General features: G+C 68.2%; 17 protein-coding genes and 1 tRNA gene. 12 read left to right on the top strand and 6 right to left on the bottom strand.

Translation table 11 applies throughout. The annotated features are described in order from the left end of the window. The first annotated feature begins 26 nt into the window (after positions 1–26). Entirely contained in the window at positions 27–623 is a 597-nt protein-coding gene (locus tag NNI01S_RS01095) for a hypothetical protein (protein WP_063016524.1), read from the top strand. A gap of 38 nt (positions 624–661) precedes the next feature. Here the strand turns inward: NNI01S_RS01095 and NNI01S_RS01090 are convergent, their stop codons facing one another. After that, on the bottom strand, positions 662–964 hold the full coding sequence (locus tag NNI01S_RS01090; RefSeq protein WP_063016522.1) for a DUF1905 domain-containing protein: 303 nt from the start codon (positions 962–964) through the stop codon (positions 662–664). A 156-nt stretch (positions 965–1,120) separates the two neighbouring features. On the opposite strand from NNI01S_RS01090, the gene NNI01S_RS01085 reads away from it, so the two are divergent. Both NNI01S_RS01085 and NNI01S_RS01080 read left to right on the top strand, forming a co-directional pair. Next, on the top strand, positions 1,121–2,344 hold the full coding sequence (locus tag NNI01S_RS01085) for an acyl-CoA dehydrogenase family protein (RefSeq protein ID WP_063016815.1): 1,224 nt from the start codon (positions 1,121–1,123) through the stop codon (positions 2,342–2,344). Further along, positions 2,341–3,774: an LLM class flavin-dependent oxidoreductase gene (locus tag NNI01S_RS01080; RefSeq protein WP_063016520.1), complete on the top strand. Its 1,434-nt coding sequence runs from the start codon at positions 2,341–2,343 to the stop codon at positions 3,772–3,774. The genes NNI01S_RS01085 and NNI01S_RS01080 overlap by 4 nt, the downstream gene beginning before the upstream one ends. Positions 3,775–3,836: 62 nt before the next feature. Here NNI01S_RS01080 and msrC read toward each other — a convergent pair whose 3' ends face one another. Further along, the gene (gene msrC / locus NNI01S_RS01075; RefSeq protein WP_063016518.1) at positions 3,837–4,319 is read right to left on the bottom strand and encodes a free L-methionine (R)-S-oxide reductase MsrC; all 483 of its coding nucleotides are present in this window, start codon (positions 4,317–4,319) and stop codon (positions 3,837–3,839) included. Positions 4,320–4,417: 98 nt separating this feature from the next. Between msrC and NNI01S_RS01070 the strand changes: the two genes are divergently transcribed. From NNI01S_RS01070 to NNI01S_RS01040, 7 genes are all read left to right on the top strand, one after another. Continuing rightward, on the top strand, positions 4,418–5,809 hold the full coding sequence (locus tag NNI01S_RS01070) for a styrene monooxygenase/indole monooxygenase family protein (RefSeq protein WP_063016516.1): 1,392 nt from the start codon (positions 4,418–4,420) through the stop codon (positions 5,807–5,809). A 127-nt stretch (positions 5,810–5,936) separates the two neighbouring features. Continuing rightward, entirely contained in the window at positions 5,937–7,052 is a 1,116-nt protein-coding gene (gene sfnG / locus NNI01S_RS01065) for a dimethylsulfone monooxygenase SfnG (RefSeq protein WP_063016514.1), read from the top strand. Further along, positions 7,052–8,269: an SfnB family sulfur acquisition oxidoreductase gene (locus NNI01S_RS01060; protein WP_063016512.1), complete on the top strand. Its 1,218-nt coding sequence runs from the start codon at positions 7,052–7,054 to the stop codon at positions 8,267–8,269. Before sfnG ends, NNI01S_RS01060 begins: the two co-directional genes overlap by 1 nt. A gap of 11 nt (positions 8,270–8,280) precedes the next feature. Next, on the top strand, positions 8,281–8,796 hold the full coding sequence (locus NNI01S_RS01055) for an NADPH-dependent FMN reductase (RefSeq protein ID WP_063016509.1): 516 nt from the start codon (positions 8,281–8,283) through the stop codon (positions 8,794–8,796). Further along, the gene (locus NNI01S_RS01050; protein WP_063016507.1) at positions 8,789–9,304 is read left to right on the top strand and encodes a flavin reductase family protein; all 516 of its coding nucleotides are present in this window, start codon (positions 8,789–8,791) and stop codon (positions 9,302–9,304) included. The genes NNI01S_RS01055 and NNI01S_RS01050 overlap by 8 nt, the downstream gene beginning before the upstream one ends. 86 nt (positions 9,305–9,390) lie before the next feature. Continuing rightward, the gene (locus NNI01S_RS01045; protein WP_084488348.1) at positions 9,391–10,002 is read left to right on the top strand and encodes a uracil-DNA glycosylase; all 612 of its coding nucleotides are present in this window, start codon (positions 9,391–9,393) and stop codon (positions 10,000–10,002) included. A 227-nt stretch (positions 10,003–10,229) separates the two neighbouring features. Beyond that, on the top strand, positions 10,230–11,339 hold the full coding sequence (locus tag NNI01S_RS01040) for a methyltransferase (protein ID WP_063016503.1): 1,110 nt from the start codon (positions 10,230–10,232) through the stop codon (positions 11,337–11,339). Positions 11,340–11,414: 75 nt separating this feature from the next. Here the strand turns inward: NNI01S_RS01040 and NNI01S_RS01035 are convergent. From NNI01S_RS01035 to NNI01S_RS01025, 3 genes are all read right to left on the bottom strand, one after another. Then, positions 11,415–11,488: transfer RNA gene (locus NNI01S_RS01035), tRNA-Gly, on the bottom strand. Between the two features lie 181 nt (positions 11,489–11,669). Beyond that, positions 11,670–12,392, bottom strand: a complete 723-nt coding sequence (locus NNI01S_RS01030; RefSeq protein ID WP_063016502.1) for a phosphatase PAP2 family protein — start codon at positions 12,390–12,392, stop codon at positions 11,670–11,672. A 75-nt stretch (positions 12,393–12,467) separates the two neighbouring features. Next, positions 12,468–13,241 (bottom strand): SDR family NAD(P)-dependent oxidoreductase, encoded by a 774-nt coding sequence (locus NNI01S_RS01025; protein WP_063016500.1) that lies wholly within the window; start codon positions 13,239–13,241, stop codon positions 12,468–12,470. A 112-nt stretch (positions 13,242–13,353) separates the two neighbouring features. Between NNI01S_RS01025 and dcd the strand changes: the two genes are divergently transcribed. Further along, positions 13,354–13,953, top strand: coding sequence for a dCTP deaminase (gene dcd, locus NNI01S_RS01020; RefSeq protein WP_063016498.1), 600 nt, complete (start codon positions 13,354–13,356; stop codon positions 13,951–13,953). Between the two features lie 78 nt (positions 13,954–14,031). Here dcd and NNI01S_RS01015 read toward each other — a convergent pair whose 3' ends face one another. Beyond that, entirely contained in the window at positions 14,032–14,481 is a 450-nt protein-coding gene (locus NNI01S_RS01015) for a hypothetical protein (RefSeq protein ID WP_063016495.1), read from the bottom strand. A 230-nt stretch (positions 14,482–14,711) separates the two neighbouring features. On the opposite strand from NNI01S_RS01015, the gene NNI01S_RS01010 reads away from it, so the two are divergent. After that, the gene (locus tag NNI01S_RS01010; RefSeq protein ID WP_084488347.1) at positions 14,712–16,049 is read left to right on the top strand and encodes an NsdA family TPR-like regulatory protein; all 1,338 of its coding nucleotides are present in this window, start codon (positions 14,712–14,714) and stop codon (positions 16,047–16,049) included. Positions 16,050–16,059: the final 10 nt, after the last annotated feature.

The raw sequence follows: 16,059 nt of genomic DNA, 5'->3' as shown, positions 1-16,059 counted from the left end.
CGCCTTTTCCGACATCGCCGGGCTCGGTGGGAGCACCCGGGACGCAACCGATCACCCCTTCCGGTCGCTGGTTCGCGCTGGGTGGCGCGCTGATCGGCGTCGGCATCATCGGCGGGATCATCCTCGGCGCTTTCGGCTTCCTGCAGACCTCGGGCCGCATCGACGACTTCCAGCGGATCAAGGTGCCCGGCTCCGGGGTGGTGAACTTGGCGGAGTCCGGTGGCTACACCGTGTACCTCGAGTATTCCGGAGCGGCGTCCCAGGGCCCCTCCGGCACGGTCGACCTGCGGGTGCTCGATCCCGACGGCAAGCATGCGGAGTTGCGGAAATACGACGCGACCGTCACCTATTCCTTCGGCAGCCACGAGGGGCGGGCCGGGTTCTCGTTCGATGCCGCGAAGCCGGGCGCCTATCGCGTGACCACGGCGGGTAGTTCCGAGGTGACGGTCGCCATCGGGCAGGGTCTCGGCTCGTCTTTCGTCGGCACGCTGCTGGGTGCGCTCGCCTTGGGTTTCGGCGGCGTTGTGCTCGGTGTGCTCGTGATCGTGGTTGTGGCGGTCAAACGAAGTGCGAGCAAGCGCGATGCGGCGGGACGGGTTCCAGGACGGCCGGTCTCGTACTGATCCGCGCGGACGCGCGCGAACCGCTGGTGGTTCCCGTCTCACAGTGCCACGGTGAGCTCGATCAGCGCGCTCGACCCCGCCTCCAACCCCTCCGCGGCCCGGACCGCCTTCTTCATCGGCAGCACGTAGGTCGCCCGCGACTTATCCGGGAACAGTGATGTTGACCAGCTGCTGCCGCCGACGACCACGTGCACCCGCACCGCGCCGAAGCCGCCGGAACGATGCGCGTAGCGCTCCTCGATGTCATCGGCCACATCCTCGGGCAGCGATACGAAGTGCCAGGCGGCATCCCCTTGGTGCTCCCACACTTCCGCCGTGAACGAGTACCGCGAACCAGTCACGCAGCGACTGTAGCGGTGGGCACCGACAGCGATCCCGCCGCGAGCGAGCGGATGGGAGCACCGGCCGTCGAGTCGGGCTCGCCGTCGATGGACAGGATTTCGATCGCGCTGCGTGCAACCCGTGAGCGACCGAGCGGGGTGCGCGATCGTGGGCTGATGACGACCACCGAGGCCCAATCCACTACCGATTCCGAACTGGATGCGATCTTCGGCCCGATCTTCGACCGGATCGCCCAGGGCGCCGTGGCGCGGGAAATCGATCGCTCCCTGCCCTACGACGAAGTCGGCGAGCTGCGCGCGGCGAAGTTCGGCGCGCTGCGCGTTCCGGTCGAGTTCGGCGGCTACGGCGTCACCGTCCGGCAGCTGTTCCGGCTGCTCATCGAACTCGCCGCCGCCGAATCGAACCTGCCGCAGGCGCTGCGGGTGCACTTCTCGTTCGTCGAGGACCAACTGCTGGCCGAGCAGGGGCCGGAGCGGGAGCGCTGGTTGCGCGCGGTGGCCGAAGGGACGCTGGTGGGCAACGCGATAACCGAGCCGGGCGTCGGCGCGGTGGACCGCTACCGCACCACGTTGACCGACGACGGCGGTCGTTGGCTGCTCAACGGTGTGAAGTACTACAGCACAGGATCGCTGTACGCGGACTACATCCTGGCCGCCGCCGACCGGAACGGCGAGCGGGTGGGGGTGCTGGTGGACGCGAACGCCGAGGGCGTGCGTCAGCACGACGACTGGAACGGCTTCGGACAGCGGCTGACGGCCAGCGGCACCACGGAATTCACCGACGTGGTAGTGACCGAGGATCGCATTCTCGGCCCCGGTTATGGTGCGCCCGGCCCCACCTACGCGACCTCCTACCTGCAACTGGTCCAGCTCTCGGTGCTCGCGGGTATCGCCAAGCGCGCCGAACGCGACATCCGCGAGTGGGTCGCGGCGCGCACGCGCGGCTACACGCACTCCGCCGCCGATCTGCCGCGCCACGATCCGCTGGTCCAGCAGGTGATCGGGCGTCTGTCGGCGGCCGCGTTCGCCGCCGAAGCCAGTGTGCTCGCCGTCGCCGACGTGCTCGACGGTGTGCTGGCGGGCGGGGCGAAGGACGAGAGTGCCCTGGTCGCCGCCGAACTCGCGGCGGCTCGGGCGCAGCTCGCCGTCATCGATCTGGTGCTGCCCGCGACGTCGCTGCTGTTCGAGGTGGGCGGGGCTTCGGTGGTGTCCGAACAGCTGCGGTTGGATCGGCACTGGCGCAACGCCCGCACCATCTCGGTGCACAACCCGGCGATCCAGAAGGCGCGCGCGATCGGTGACCACCTGCTCAACGGCGCCTCTCTGCCGTTCGCCTGGAGCGCGGGCGAACGCACACCGACCGCCGGAGCCGCGCGGTGACCCGCCGGATCCGGTTCAACGCTTTCGACATGAACTGCGTCGCCCATCAGTCCCCGGGGCTGTGGCGGCATCCTGACGACCAGTCGCACCGCTACAAGGAACTCGGCTACTGGACCGAGCTGGCGAAGCTGCCGGAACGCGGCCGCTTCGACGGCATCTTCATCGCCGACGTCCTCGGCACCTACGACGTCTACGGCGGCGACGACGTCGCCGCGCTGCGTCAAGGCGCGCAGATCCCGGTCGCCGACCCGCTGCTGCTGGTCTCCGCCATGGCGGCGGTGACCGAGCATCTCGGGTTCGGCATCACCACCGGCACCGGATTCGAGCACCCGTACCCGTTCGCGCGGCGGCTTTCGACGCTCGACCATCTCACCAACGGCAGGCTGGGCTGGAACGTGGTGACCGGATATCTGCCCTCGGCGGCACGCAATTTCGGCGCGGCCGACCAGCTCGACCACGACGAGCGCTACAACCAGGCCGACGAGTACCTCGAGGTGCTCTACAAGTTGTGGGAAGGCTCGTGGGAGGACGACGCGGTGGTCCGCGACGCGGCCGCGGGCGTCTACGTGGATCCGGCCAAGGTGCACCACATCGGTCATCGCGGCGCGCACTACACCGTGCCGGGCGTCCACCTCTCCGAGCCGTCACCGCAACGGACGCCGGTGATCTACCAGGCGGGGGCTTCACCGCGCGGGGTGCGGTTCGCCGCGGAGAACGCCGAAGCCATCTTCATCGCCGGTCCGTCGAAACGAGTGCTCGCACAAACGGTTGCCCGCATCCGGGATGCGCTGGAGGCGGCGGGCCGCAGCCGTGACGCGGCGCGCGTCTACGCGCTCGCGACGATCGTCACGGACGAGACCGACGAAGCGGCGCGGCGCAAGCACGAGGATTACCTCTCCTACGCGAGCGTCGAGGGCGGCTTGGTCTTCATGTCCGGCTGGATGGGCATCGACCTGTCCCGCTACGACCTCGACGACCCGATCGGCCAGGTCGAAAGCAATGCGATCCAGTCGGCGGTGGCCGCGTTCCAGGAATTCGACGACGACGGCCGCGAATGGACCGTCCGCGATATCGGCAAATGGGCCGGGATCGGCGGCATGGGGCCGGTGTTCGCCGGATCCGGGGAGACGGTCGCCGACCTGCTTCAGGAGTGGGCCGCCGAAACCGATCTGGACGGCTTCAACCTGGCCTACGCGATCACGCCGGGATCGTTCGAAGACATTGTTCGGCACGTGGTTCCGGTGTTGACCGCCCGAGGTGCGTACGCGGAGCAGTACCCGTCGGGCACCCTGCGCAACGCGCTGTTCGGCGCGGGCGACCGGTTGCCCGCCGACCACCGCGGAGCCAGGTACCGGTTGGGCGGTCCGGGATCGACGGCCTTGCCGGATTCGGTTGCGCGCCCGGGGGCGACGGTGGAGGCGAATTCGTAACGTGCTCGGACGGCGCCGGAACCCTCGTGGCCCGGCGCCGTCTCGTTTCTCCGGTCGGCGAATCAGCCTGCGGCGAGGAATATCTCGGCTATCACTTCCAGTCCCGCGCGATCGGTTTCGTCGAAGCGCCCGGTCTGCGAACTGTCGAGGTCCAATACTCCGATCAGCGCATCGTTGCTGATCAATGGGACGACTATTTCCGACCGTGTGTCGGCGTCGCACGCGATGTGGCCTTCGAATGCGTGCACGTCGGGCACGAGCTGGGTCTCCCTGGTCCGCGCCGCAGCGCCGCAGACGCCTTTTTCCAGCGCGATGCGCACACACGCGGGTTTGCCCTGGAACGGCCCGACCACGAGTTCGCGCCCGTCGTAGAAATAGAAACCCACCCAATTCACATCGGGTAACGCGTGGAATACCAAGGCGGCGAGATTGGCGGCATTGGCGATGCGGTCGGTCTCACCCGCGACCAGCGCTTCGGCCTGAGCGGCGAGCCGGCGGTACTGCTCGGTGCGGTCTCCGGTCAGGTCGGCGACGACAAACGACATGGGCCGAATGGTACGCGCTGGGAATTCGCTGTCTGCCCATTGATTCTCGGTGATCGCAACACTCTGCGACCACCGTGTGACCGTCGCATCATCCCTGCATGACTTCGCAGCAATCCGTTTCCCGTTCCACTCGTTCGGCCGCGGTTATCGGTGCCGGACAGACCGGCGTCACTGCGGCGCTAGGACTTCTCGACGCCGGTTTCGACGTCACCCTCTACAGCGAGCGCGATCAGCGCGCCTTGCGCGACGACGTGCCCGCCACCGGCACCGCGCTCGAATTCGGTGAGACCCAGCAGGCCGAGGCCGCGCTCGGACTGGACAGCTACACCGCGCGGGCGCCACGGCACACCGGTTTGAGCGTGCGCATCGCCGGACCCGGGCCCGAGCGCCCCGAATTGATCCAATTCGACGGTCATTTCGACGGATACGTCGGCGTCGCGGTGGACACCCGGCTCAAAGCCGACGAGCGGCTCACCGCGTTCCTGGAGCGCGGCGGCCGGTTCGTGGTCGAGCCGGTGACGCCGGAGACGCTCGACGGCATCGCCGCCGCCAACGACCTCACGTTGGTCGCGACCGGTCGCGGCGGACTGTCGGATCTGTTCCCCGTCGACGCGCAGCGCACCCCCTACGACGCGCCGCAGCGCTCGCTGCTCACCGTCGTCGTCACCGGACTCGGCCACGACGAGAACGTCTTCGCCCATCGCAGCGTCGCGGGCGGCGCGCACAGCGGTTTCTCCATCCTCGCCGACCAGGGTGAAGGGTGGTGGGGCCCGTACCTGCACAAGGACGCGGGGCCGAGCTGGGCCTTCCTCGGCTGGGCGCGGCCCGGCAGCGATTGGGAGAAGCGCTTCGCCGCCGCGGAGTCCGCCGAGTCGGCGCACCGGATCGTGCAGGATCTCTACCGCGACTACATCGATTGGGACCTGCCGGAGGTGCTGGCCACCAAAACCATTCCCGAGGACCCGCACTCGTGGCTGAAGGGCGCGGTGCGCCCGGTCGTGCGGTCCGGTGTCGGTCGCACCGCGGGCGGGCACGTGGTCGCGGCACTGGGCGATACCGCCATCGCCTACGACCCGATCGCCGGACAGGGCGCGCAGAGCGGCCTGATCCAGGCGCAGCGGTTGGTCGCGGCGGCCGCGGTGCACGAAGGACCGTTCGACGAGGCGTGGATCGCACGGCAGTACGGCGCGTTCCTGGCCGCGCGCGCCGACGCCGCCAACAAGGTGACCAGGCTGTTCCTCAGCGATCCCGAGCTGGCGGAGGTCGGCAACGCGTTCTTCGCCGCGGCGGCCGTCGACCCGGCGTTCGCCTCGGCGCTGGTCGGGCTGCTGCATCGCCCGCAGCCGTTCCTGCCGATCGATTCGCCGGAGGCGGTCGACGAGTTCATCACGCGGGTCACCGGCGCGGACGCCGCCACGCTGCTGGGCCGTTTCGCGCCCGCGGGCCGGTTCGCCAGGTCGAACTACTCGCCGGTGCTCGCCGACGCCTGATCCGAATCGCACAGATTCAAAACCTCGTCCCGATCGGGGGCCGGTGCTGGAGTGGAAGGAGCGCCGGACGCACACGTGGCGTCCGGCCTCCGATCCGACGGCTACCCCCGGAAACCATGGAGCAGCTATGACCACGGAGCAGATCGCCGAGCAGATCCGATTCGCCTACTGGGTGCCCAATGTCAGCGGGGGACTGGTCACCAGTGATATCGAACAGCGCACCAGCTGGGATTTCGAGTACAACAAGAAGCTGGCGCAGACCGCGGAGAACAACGGCTTCGACTACGCGCTGTCCCAGGTGCGCTACACCGCCTCCTACGGCGCGGAGTACCAGCACGAATCGACCTCGTTCAGCCTCGCACTGCTCGGCGCGACCGAACGGCTGAAGGTCATCGCGGCGGTGCATCCCGGGCTGTGGCACCCCGCGGTGCTGGCGAAGTTCGGCGCCACCGCCGACCACCTGTCGAACGGCCGGTTCGCCATCAACGTCGTCTCCGGCTGGTTCGCCGGCGAGTTCACCGCGCTCGGCGAGCCGTGGCTCGAGCACGACGAGCGCTACCGCCGCAGCGCGGAATTCCTCGAGGTGATCCGCAAGATCTGGACCGAGGACAACGTCAACTACGGCGGCGATTTCTACCGCATCCGGGACTTCACGTTGAAGCCGAAGCCGCTGAACACCCCCGAGCGCCCGAATCCCGAACTCTTCCAGGGCGGCAACTCCACCGCCGCGCGGCGCAACGGCGGCCGCTTCGCCGACTGGTACTTCTCCAACGGCAAGGACTTCGACGGCGTCACCGAACAACTCGACGACCTGCGCGCCGTCGCCCGCGCCCACGACCGCGAGGTGAAGTTCGGGCTCAACGGCTTCATCATCGCCCGCGACACCGAGCAGGAAGCTCGGGACACCCTGCGCGAGATCATCGACAAAGCGAACAAGCCCGCGGTGGAGGGGTTCCGCGACGCGGTGCAGCAGGCGGGCGCGTCCACCCAGGACCGCAAGGGCATGTGGGCCGACTCCACCTTCGAAGACCTGGTGCAGTACAACGACGGTTTCCGCACCCGGCTGATCGGCACGCCGGAGCAGGTGGCCGAGCGGATCGTCGCCTACAAGCAGCTCGGCGTCGACCTGATCCTCGGCGGCTTCCTGCACTTCCAGGAGGAGATCGAGTACTTCGGCGCGAAAGTGCTCCCGCTGGTGCGCGAGCTGGAAGCCGCGCAGCGGCCCGTCGCGGCGGTGAACTGATGACCGCGGTCGCCGCCGATCGCATCCTGTCGGCGGCCCAGGCGTTCGCGGTCGCGCAGCGGCTCGCGGCCGACTTCGCGTCGGGGGCCGCGCAGCGCGACCGGGATCGTGTGCTGCCGTACACCGAAGTCGATCGGCTGGCGGCCAGCGGTCTGCTCGCGATCACCGTGCCCGCCGCACACGGTGGCGCGGACCTGCCGCCGAGCGCGGTCGCGGAAGTGACGCGAATTCTCGCCACGGCCGATCCGAATATCGCGCAGATCCCGCACAGCCACTTCGTGTATGTGAACCTGCTCCGGCTCGCGGGTACGCCGCAGCAGAAAGAGCGGTACTTCCGGCGGGTGCTCGACGGCGGGCGCATCGCCAACGCGCAGTCCGAGCGCGGCGGCGCGACCGTCGCCGACATCGCCACCACATTGCGACCGGTCGGTGACCGATTCCGGGTGGACGGCGTGAAGTACTACTGCACCGGCTCCCTGTTCGCCGACCTTTTCGCGGTGCTGACCCGCCTGGAGGATCCGGATGGGCGCGGCGGGCTCGAGCCCGGTGAGTACATCGTCTACCTGCCCGCGAACACTCCAGGTGTGCGCGTCGTGGACGACTGGAACGGGATCGGGCAGCGCACCACCGGCAGCGGAACGGTGTCCTTCGACGAGGTGCTCGTCGATCGCGACCAGGTGATCCCTCGCTCCGGAGCGGTGCGGGCGCCCACCGGATACGGCGCGTTCGCGCAGCTGCTGCACGCCGCCATCGACACCGGCATCGCCCGGGGCGCCCTCACCGCGGCGACGGAATTCGTGCGCACGAATAGCCGTCCGTGGTTCGAGGCGGGAGTGGCGAACGCGGTGGACGACCCGCTGTTGATCCAGCGGTTCGGAGAATTGTCCGTCGCGGTGACCGCCGCGGAGGCGACCCTCTCCTCGGCCGGATGGGCGTTGGACGCGGCCATCAGGATCGATCCGAGCGCTGCGAACATCGCCCAGTCGTCGCTGGCCGTCGCGACCGCCAAAGTGCTCGCCGACCGCGCGGCCAACGACGTGTCCGCCGCGCTGTTCGAGGTGTCCGGAACACGCAGCGCCGCGGCGGATCTCAACCTGCACCACTTCTGGCGCAACGCGCGCACGCACACCCTGCACGATCCGGTGCGCTGGAAATACCAGCACATCGGCCGTGCCCTGCTGCACGACGCCGCGCCGCCGCTGCACGGTGTGATCTGAAAGGAGACGAAATGACAGTCACTGTCGTCGTCGGCAATCCGAAACCCGCCTCCCGCACCCTCGCCGCGGCCACCTTGGTCGCCGAAGGGCTGCGGCCGGAGGTGGAACCCACCGTGATCGACTTGGTCGAGTTCGGTGCCGGCCTGCTCAGCTGGGGTGACTCGGCCGTGACCGAAGCGGTGCGCACCGTCGCAGGCTCGGAGCTCGTAGTCTTCGCCAGCCCCACCTTCAAGGCGACCTACACGGGATTGCTCAAGCTGTTCCTCGAACAGTTCGAAGGCGGAACCGGTTTGGAAGGCGTGCTCGCGGTCCCGGTGATGCTGGGCGCCGGACCGGCCCACGCTCTCGCCCCCGACCTGCTGCTCAAGCCCGTGCTCGTCGAAATCGGGGCCACCGCCGCGTTGCCCGGGCTCTACCTTTCCGATCGCACATTCGCCGAGGACGGCGTCATCGACCGGTACAGTGGTCGGTGGCGTTCGGTCGCCCAGGCACTGGCCCACAGCTCGAAGGCTGCGAATCATGCATGACCTGTTCGAATTCCCCGCCGACGGAGCCGGTCTGCGTCGCGCGTTCGCCAATTTCCCCAGCGGTGTCGTCGCGGTATGCGCCGAGATCGACGGCGTCCCACACGGTCTCGCGGTGAGCACCTTCGTGCCCGTCTCGCTGGATCCGCCGCTGGTCTCGTTCTGCGTGCAGAACTCCTCGGCCACCTGGCCCAAGCTCGCCGCCGCGAGCCACCTCGGCCTCAGCCTGCTCGGCACCGACCAGCAGGCCGCCGCCCGCTCGCTCGGCGCCCGCGACGGCGACCGCTTCCGCGACATCCACCTCCACCGCGGTTCCGGTGACGCCGTGTTCATCGACGGCGCGTCCGCCTGGATCGAGGGCGTCCAAGAGGCTCACGTCCCCGCAGGCGACCACGCCGTCGTCATCCTGCGCATCCACCGCATCGCCACCCGCACCGACGTCGACCCGCTGGTCTTCCACGGCAGCAAGTTCCGCCGGTTGCGCGCCGAACCGGCGAACGGGGCGGCTTGAGCCGTGGGTGCGATCCGCCCGACGACCGGATCGACAGCGCGTAAGGTTGACCCTCGTAGCGCTGTCGTCGGTCCTCGAGGTGGCCCATGGACGTACCCGATCAGCCGAGAGCTCTGGCTCAGCGCAGGGTTCGGCGTGAACGGGCCGCCGCACTCGAGATGCCGCATGTCCGCGAGCTCAATCAGTTGATCAGCCGCATCGAGGCGGACACCGGTTTCGCGAATCTGCCCTGCATAGACCCACTGTTCGGCGGCGTCGCGGCCGAGGTGTTGTTCGTGCTCAAAGCGCCGGAGGGCGACGCGAATCCGGCTATCACTGGTAAAAGGTTTCTGAGCTGGGATAACGACGATGTGGGTGCGGAGAATTTCTTCCGCACCTGCGCCGAATACGGTCTCGACCGTCGGCGCTGCACCGCGTGGAACGCCTGCCCGTTTCCGATCGAGGGCGACTCACCCTCTCGTTCCGAACTCAGTAGAGCCGAGCCGTACACGCGCCGAATGCTCGGACTTCTCCCGCGGCTGCGCGTGGTCGTCCTGCTCGGCCGTCCGGCGCAGCACGCGTGGCAAAGAATGTCGTTGACGGGTGCGGATATCCACTTGGCGCACGGCGCGTCGCCTTCTCCACCCGGCATCAACCATCCGCGCAATCGCGGTAGCTTCGAAGCGGCGATTCGCACGGCAGTCCGGTTGCTCGACTGATGACGCGGACTTTGCTGCGGCAGTCGCCGCTGTGGGAGACTCGTGCGTCTCCCACGGAAAGGTCCCGGTCATGACGCTCGGCATGGTTCTCGGTGACTTCTCGCGCACTTCGGCGCGGGTGTAGAAGAAATCTAGGTCGATCCGGTGCGGTAGCCGCACGGGTCTTTCGCGACTCCGCGTCGAAGTGCTCTTCGTGCCCTTGCACGTTCGATCACGAGGAGTACGCGGTGTCCACCGTTTCCTGGACCGACGACAACATCTTCACGAGCGCCCGCTGGCATTCCGAGAACGGCGCGCCCCCAGTCGATTCCATCGTGGTGGTGAACGACTGGACGACCGCTGACGCGGCATGTCGGTTGGCGCGAGCGGGTACCGGCCTGCTGTGGCGCGGGGATTTCCACAATGCGCGGCAGCTGTTGCGAGCGATGGGTCGGCGGATCGAGCGGAAGGTTTCGCTGGGTGACGATCCGGCTGAAGCGTTCCGGCGGTATCGCGCGTCGCGTCGTCGGCGCGCGCAGGTACTCGGCAAAATGCTCGTGTTGCTGGAAGACGACTACTCGCTGGCGTTGCGTCGCGCTCCCGACGTGCGGCGTGCGTGCGTCGAGGCGTATGGCGCGCCACGCGGACGCACCGTGGTGGCGCTCACCGAGTTGCTCGGCGTGCTGGGTGCGGCGCAGTGGCGGGAGAAGGGCGTGTACGTGTCCGCCCTCGGCGCCCGCATCCATCCGCACTACGGCGTGTTCTCTCCGGTGCGCGGCGAGTACGCCGATCTCGTCGCGTCCGCGCCGCTACCCGAGCGTGCGGAGATCGCTTTCGATCTCGGCACGGGTACCGGTGTGCTCGCGGCGATCCTCGCTCGTCGCGGATGCGGTCGCATCACCGCCACTGACAACAGCCTTCGTGCGCTGACCTGCGCTCGCGCCAATCTCGACCGACTGGGCCTGTCCTCCGTCGCCGTGCAAGGCCCAGCTCTCTTTCCGGATGGTAAGGCCGACCTCGTGGTGTGCAATCCACCCTGGCTCCCCGGCGTACCGACCTCCGCGCTGGAAAGCGGCGTCTACGACGAGAACTCGTCCATGCTGCACGCCTTTCTCTCCGGCCTCCCCGCCCACCTGAACCCAGGCGGCGAAGGCTGGCTGATTCTCTCCGACCTCCCCCAACACCTCGGCCTGCGCACCCGCGACGAGCTACTCGCCGACATCGCGGCCGCCAACCTCTACGTAATCGCCCAGCTCGACACCCGCCCCACCCACCGCCGAGCCCACGACTCCGCCTCACCGCTGCATACCGCTCGAACCGCGGAGGTGACGTCCCTCTACCGCCTGGCACCGCGTTGAGTGGCACATGAGGGAGGGTCCACTCGCGATTCACCGCAGCCATGTGCCACTCGACGACAAAGGGTGGGTTTGTGGTGGAGCCGATGACGGGAATCGAACCCGCGCTGTCTGCTTGGGAAGCAGAAGTTCTACCATTGAACTACATCGGCAGCGGCAGACGTGCCAATCGAGACTGTAGCAGAAGCGGCGCGTGGGGTGGGAAAAGTCCAGCTAGAAGCTGTTGACCTGGGGTGATGCTTCCCAGTGTCGGCCAACGGCGCGCCTCCTCATCGATGGGATGTCGCCGGGAACCAGCCGACTCCGCGAGCGCTGAACCGCGTGTGATGCGGTCTATTTCGCTCGAGGGGTGGACGGAGCTTCGGCTTTGCCGGGTCCCGTGCTGGAAAAGTCGTCGTGCGAGGGGGGCGCCCCTCGGTCGGCGCGCACCGAGTATCGGTACACCGTCAGGCAGAGGATGAGCCAGAGTGCGCCGAAGCACCAGCCGCCGAGGACGTCCGTGGTCCAGTGGACGCCGAGGTAGATACGGGACAGGCCGACCGCGAGGACGAACAGTGCGGCGGTGATGGCGGTGCAGGCGCGGAGGGCGGGGCCGTGCACGCTGGGCAGCGCGACTACGAGGACTATGCCGACCACGACGAACGAGCCCATGCTGTGCCCGGATGGATATGCCTGGTTGGAGACGCTGATCAGGTGGTCCTCGACGGGCGGGCGATCGCGGTCGGTCAGGCGCTTGCCGCCGCGAACGAGTAACCCCCCGCCGAGCCCGGTGATCGCGACGAGGGCGGCCGATGTCCAGCGTCGCCGCCAGGTCAGCGCCAGACAGGTCGCGGTGGCCAGGGCGGTCATGGCGAGCGTTCCGCCCAAGACGCTGATCACCACTGCTATCGGGGTCAACGCCTCGATCCGGTGCCCGACGGCCCAGTCGGCGATGCCGCGATCGACTCCGCCGGGGCCGCGATCCCCGACCACTCCTGCGGTGAGAGCTGCGGCGCACACCACCAGCAATGCGGTGAGCACCCCCAGAGCGTTGCGAATGCGAGGGGAAGTCACCATTCCACGTTGCCACCTTCGACGCCGGGAGGTAACCCTGCCGTTCCCAGCTGGGACGGGAGCGGCGGGCGACGACACTCAGAACTTGCTGTAGCCGCCGTCGATCAGGAGAGTGTCGCCGGTGTGGTAGGCGCTGGCGGGGCCGGCGAGGTAGACGGCGACGGATTCGAAATCGCTCGGCAGGCCCCAGCGGCGCACCGGGATCCTCGGGTGGACGCGTTCGCGGAAACGGTCCCAGGCGAACGCGCCCTCGGTCATCGGCGTCTCGACCCAGCCGGGCAGCACCGAGTTCGCGCGGATGCCGTGCTTGGCCAACTCCACCGCGATCGAGTTGACCATGGCGATCAGCCCCGCCTTGCTGGCCGCGTAGGACTGCCCGCGCGGAACGCCCTGCCGAGCGGCGAGGCTCGCGGTGGCGACCAGACTGCCGCCCTCGCCCTGGGCGAGCAAAATCTTTGCCGCTTCGCGCAGCGTCACGAACGCGGCGTCGAGGTTGAGCGAGGTGACCCGGCGGAATTCCGCGAGATCGGTTTCCACGAACGGGATGAAACCCTGACTGACACCGGCGTTCACGAAGCAGGAGTCGATACGGCCGAGTTCGGCGGCGGCGCGGCCCACGGTGTCGATCACCTGCTGCTCCTCGCTGACGTCGCAGCTCAGGGCCAGTACTCGTCCGCCGAACTCGCGCAATTCGGCGGCGGCGGCCGCGTTGCGTTCGGCGTTGCGGCCGACGACGCACACATCGGCGCCGGCTTTCGCGAGCCCACGGGCGAATCCCAGGCCGATGCCGGAGTTGCCTCCGGTGATGACGGCGACGTGGCCGGTGAGGTCGAACAGCGAGCCCTCGGTCATGGTTCATCCCTTCGATTACGGGCGGCGCCGCCCGAATGAATGCGAGGATATCGCTCTCTTCATATCACTGTGCGCCTGAGGAGCCCCGGCGAGCAGGCGCTACGCTCGTCGCGTGCTGCTTTCCGATCGTGACATCCGCGCGGAGATCGCCGCTGGGCGTCTCGGCGTCGAGCCGCTGCTGGCGAACCTCATCCAGCCGTCGAGCATCGACGTGCGCTTGGACCGGATGTTCCGGGTGTTCAACAACACTCGCTATACCCACATCGATCCCGCGCAGCAGCAGGACGAACTCACCAGCCTGGTCGAGCCGGCCGAAGGCGAGCCGTTCGTCCTGCATCCCGGCGAGTTCGTGCTCGGCTCCACCCTCGAAGTGTGCACCCTGCCGGACGACCTGGCCGGACGTCTGGAGGGCAAGTCCAGTCTGGGACGGTTGGGTCTGCTCACCCATTCGACGGCGGGTTTCATCGATCCCGGCTTCAGCGGGCACATCACGCTGGAGTTGTCCAACGTGGCCAATCTGCCGATCACGCTGTGGCCGGGCATGAAGATCGGCCAGTTGTGCCTGCTCCGATTGACCAGTCCGGCCGAGCATCCATACGGCAGCGCAGTGGCGGGCTCGAAGTATCAGGGCCAGCGCGGGCCGACTCCGTCGCGGTCCTACCTCAACTTCCCGATTCCGGCCGCCGCGATCGACGCCGCCGAATCACGCTGACGCCGCCGGGTCCGCTTCGTCGACTGTGGGGAGAAGCGGACCCGGCGGACGGCAGCGGGGATCTGACCGCGGAGGTGATCAGTCCCCGCCGCCCGCTCCCACCGCGAGCGCCGTAGTGAGGATGACGGACAGCGGAGGAAGCGTGTCACCGCGGCTCGGCGGGCTGACCCAGAAGCACCCTTCCCGGGTCCAGCGACCGAGACCGGTCGGCAACATCACGGCGCTGCCGACGGCGGGCAGGCCGATATCCAACCGATTGAGCACCTCGAGCACCTGTGGTCCCGGTCGGCTGTCGGGCTCGGCGAGGAAACTCCATCGGATCTGCCTGGCCAACATGGGACCCCTCGTTCCCTGCTGTTCCAGTGCGGCGCGCACCTTTTCGGCACGCGCGGTAGGCAGGTGGACGACGCAAACGCGGCCGGTGATCGGCAGCATGGCGAAACCGCCACGCTCGGTGACCGGCAGTCCGAACTCGTGTCGATAGAACGCCACCCAATCGTCCACGGTCCTGAGTTTCTCGACATTCACGGCGAACTCCTTGCCTTCCGACTCAATGGTCCCGGCTCGCCGCGTGATTCGGTATCGCCCGCCTGCCCGCTTTCCGCTGCCCTTCCGCTGCCTTTGATGCAGGCCGCATTTCACCTGTGGCCCTGCTCACAAACCGCTCGTACTCTGGAAGGGGTTCGTTCGGAAGGGATGGCACCGTGGTCAGGCATTGGTCAGGCAAAGAGGCCCGCGCCCTCCGCGATGCCAAGCGGATGAGCATCAGGGAATTCGCCGCCCATCTGGGTGTGCACGAACGCTTGGTGTCGAAGTGGGAAGCCGGAGGCGTCCGGGTTCATCCTCGACCGATCAACCAGGCTGCTCTGGATACCTCACTGGCCAGGTCCGACGATGTGGTGCGGGCCCGGTTCGCGGCCTTGCTCGATCAGCCCTCGCGCGATCGAGCCGTCCCGCCGGGATTCGATGAGCGCGCCGGCGCCTCGGCGCGCGTTGATTATTCGAGCGACGCCGACCTTTTGGCTCTCATAGACGCCGGTGCGATGAGAGGTGTTGCGTTAGCAGCGATTTCGGAGAGGGATCTGATCATGGCGGCTGCCCACGAGGCCAGCGAGCACGCCGGCAAAGCCGAGAGCACCAATGTCGGTGCGAGCACTTTGGACCAGCTCGACGCGGATGTCGTGCGCATCGCGAACGATTACGTGCGCATTCCGCCGGTGCCGATGATGGTGGAAATGGTGCGGGTGCGCCGCCGGGTGTATCGGTTGCTGGAAGGCCATCAGCGGCCCGCCGACACCGGTCATCTGTATCTGCTGGCGGGCACGCTCTCGGGCCTGCTCGCCAACGCCAGCACCGATCTCGGCTACTACGACGCGGCGGGCGAGCAGGTCAGGGCCGCCTGGGCCTACGCGGAACTGTGTGGGCACAACGGCCTTCGCGCGTGGACGCGCGGCATGCACGCGCTTATCGAGTATTGGTCGCAGCGCCCCCGCCGGGCGGTCCAGCTGGCTCAGAGCGGGCAGGAGTTCGCCGAGTCCGCGACCGCGCAGGTGCGCCTGCTCAACATCGAGGCGCGCATCTGGTCGGCGCTGGGCAGCGGCGCGGACACCGATCGCTGCGTGCGGGCCGCCGACGACGCCCGCGAGATCAACGCGACCGACACGCTGCACGACGAAGTGGGCGGCGTCTTCGGCTTCAACGACGCCAAGGCCAATTACTACGCCGGGGCCACCTACATCCACCTCGGTCAGGCGGAGCCGGCGCTCGGCGCCACTCAGCGGGCCATCGAGCTGTATTCCAACGGGCCCTCCGAACAGCGCTCCTACGGCGCGGAGGGTCTGGCCAGGGTCGATTGCGCGGTCGCCCACCTGATCAACGGCAGCCTGGACGGCGCGGCCGAGGTACTGCAACCGGTGCTCGGGCTCGACGAGGACAAGCGCATCGCGCAACTCGAGGAGCGGCTGACCGATGTGCGCAGGCTCATCGCGGCCCCGGCCTTCCGCGACTCGGTCGAGGCGCGCCGGTTGGACGAGCGGATCGAGGAATTCTGCGGCTCCACCGCGGCCAAGAGCATCCCGCCGGCCGGGGTTCACTGAGTGACGCGTC

Origin of the sequence: Nocardia niwae NBRC 108934 = DSM 45340 (assembly GCF_001613465.1) — a bacterium.
Classification (GTDB): Bacteria; Actinomycetota; Actinomycetes; order Mycobacteriales; family Mycobacteriaceae; genus Nocardia; species Nocardia niwae.
This window is presented reverse-complemented; position numbering and strand designations above follow the sequence as displayed.

Bases quoted from the DNA above. Each gene is read 5' to 3' on its own strand.
- NNI01S_RS01085 (WP_063016815.1), top strand. From the start codon at position 1,121: ATGACGACCACCGAGGCCCAATCCACTACCGATTCCGAACTGGATGCG.
- msrC (WP_063016518.1), bottom strand. From the start codon at position 4,319: ATGTCGTTTGTCGTCGCCGACCTGACCGGAGACCGCACCGAGCAGTAC.
- NNI01S_RS01070 (WP_063016516.1), top strand. From the start codon at position 4,418: ATGACTTCGCAGCAATCCGTTTCCCGTTCCACTCGTTCGGCCGCGGTT.
- sfnG (WP_063016514.1), top strand. From the start codon at position 5,937: ATGACCACGGAGCAGATCGCCGAGCAGATCCGATTCGCCTACTGGGTG.
- NNI01S_RS01060 (WP_063016512.1), top strand. From the start codon at position 7,052: ATGACCGCGGTCGCCGCCGATCGCATCCTGTCGGCGGCCCAGGCGTTC.
- NNI01S_RS01055 (WP_063016509.1), top strand. From the start codon at position 8,281: ATGACAGTCACTGTCGTCGTCGGCAATCCGAAACCCGCCTCCCGCACC.
- NNI01S_RS01050 (WP_063016507.1), top strand. From the start codon at position 8,789: ATGCATGACCTGTTCGAATTCCCCGCCGACGGAGCCGGTCTGCGTCGC.
- NNI01S_RS01045 (WP_084488348.1), top strand. From the start codon at position 9,391: ATGGACGTACCCGATCAGCCGAGAGCTCTGGCTCAGCGCAGGGTTCGG.
- NNI01S_RS01030 (WP_063016502.1), bottom strand. From the start codon at position 12,392: ATGGTGACTTCCCCTCGCATTCGCAACGCTCTGGGGGTGCTCACCGCA.
- NNI01S_RS01025 (WP_063016500.1), bottom strand. From the start codon at position 13,241: ATGACCGAGGGCTCGCTGTTCGACCTCACCGGCCACGTCGCCGTCATC.
- NNI01S_RS01010 (WP_084488347.1), top strand. From the start codon at position 14,712: ATGAGCATCAGGGAATTCGCCGCCCATCTGGGTGTGCACGAACGCTTG.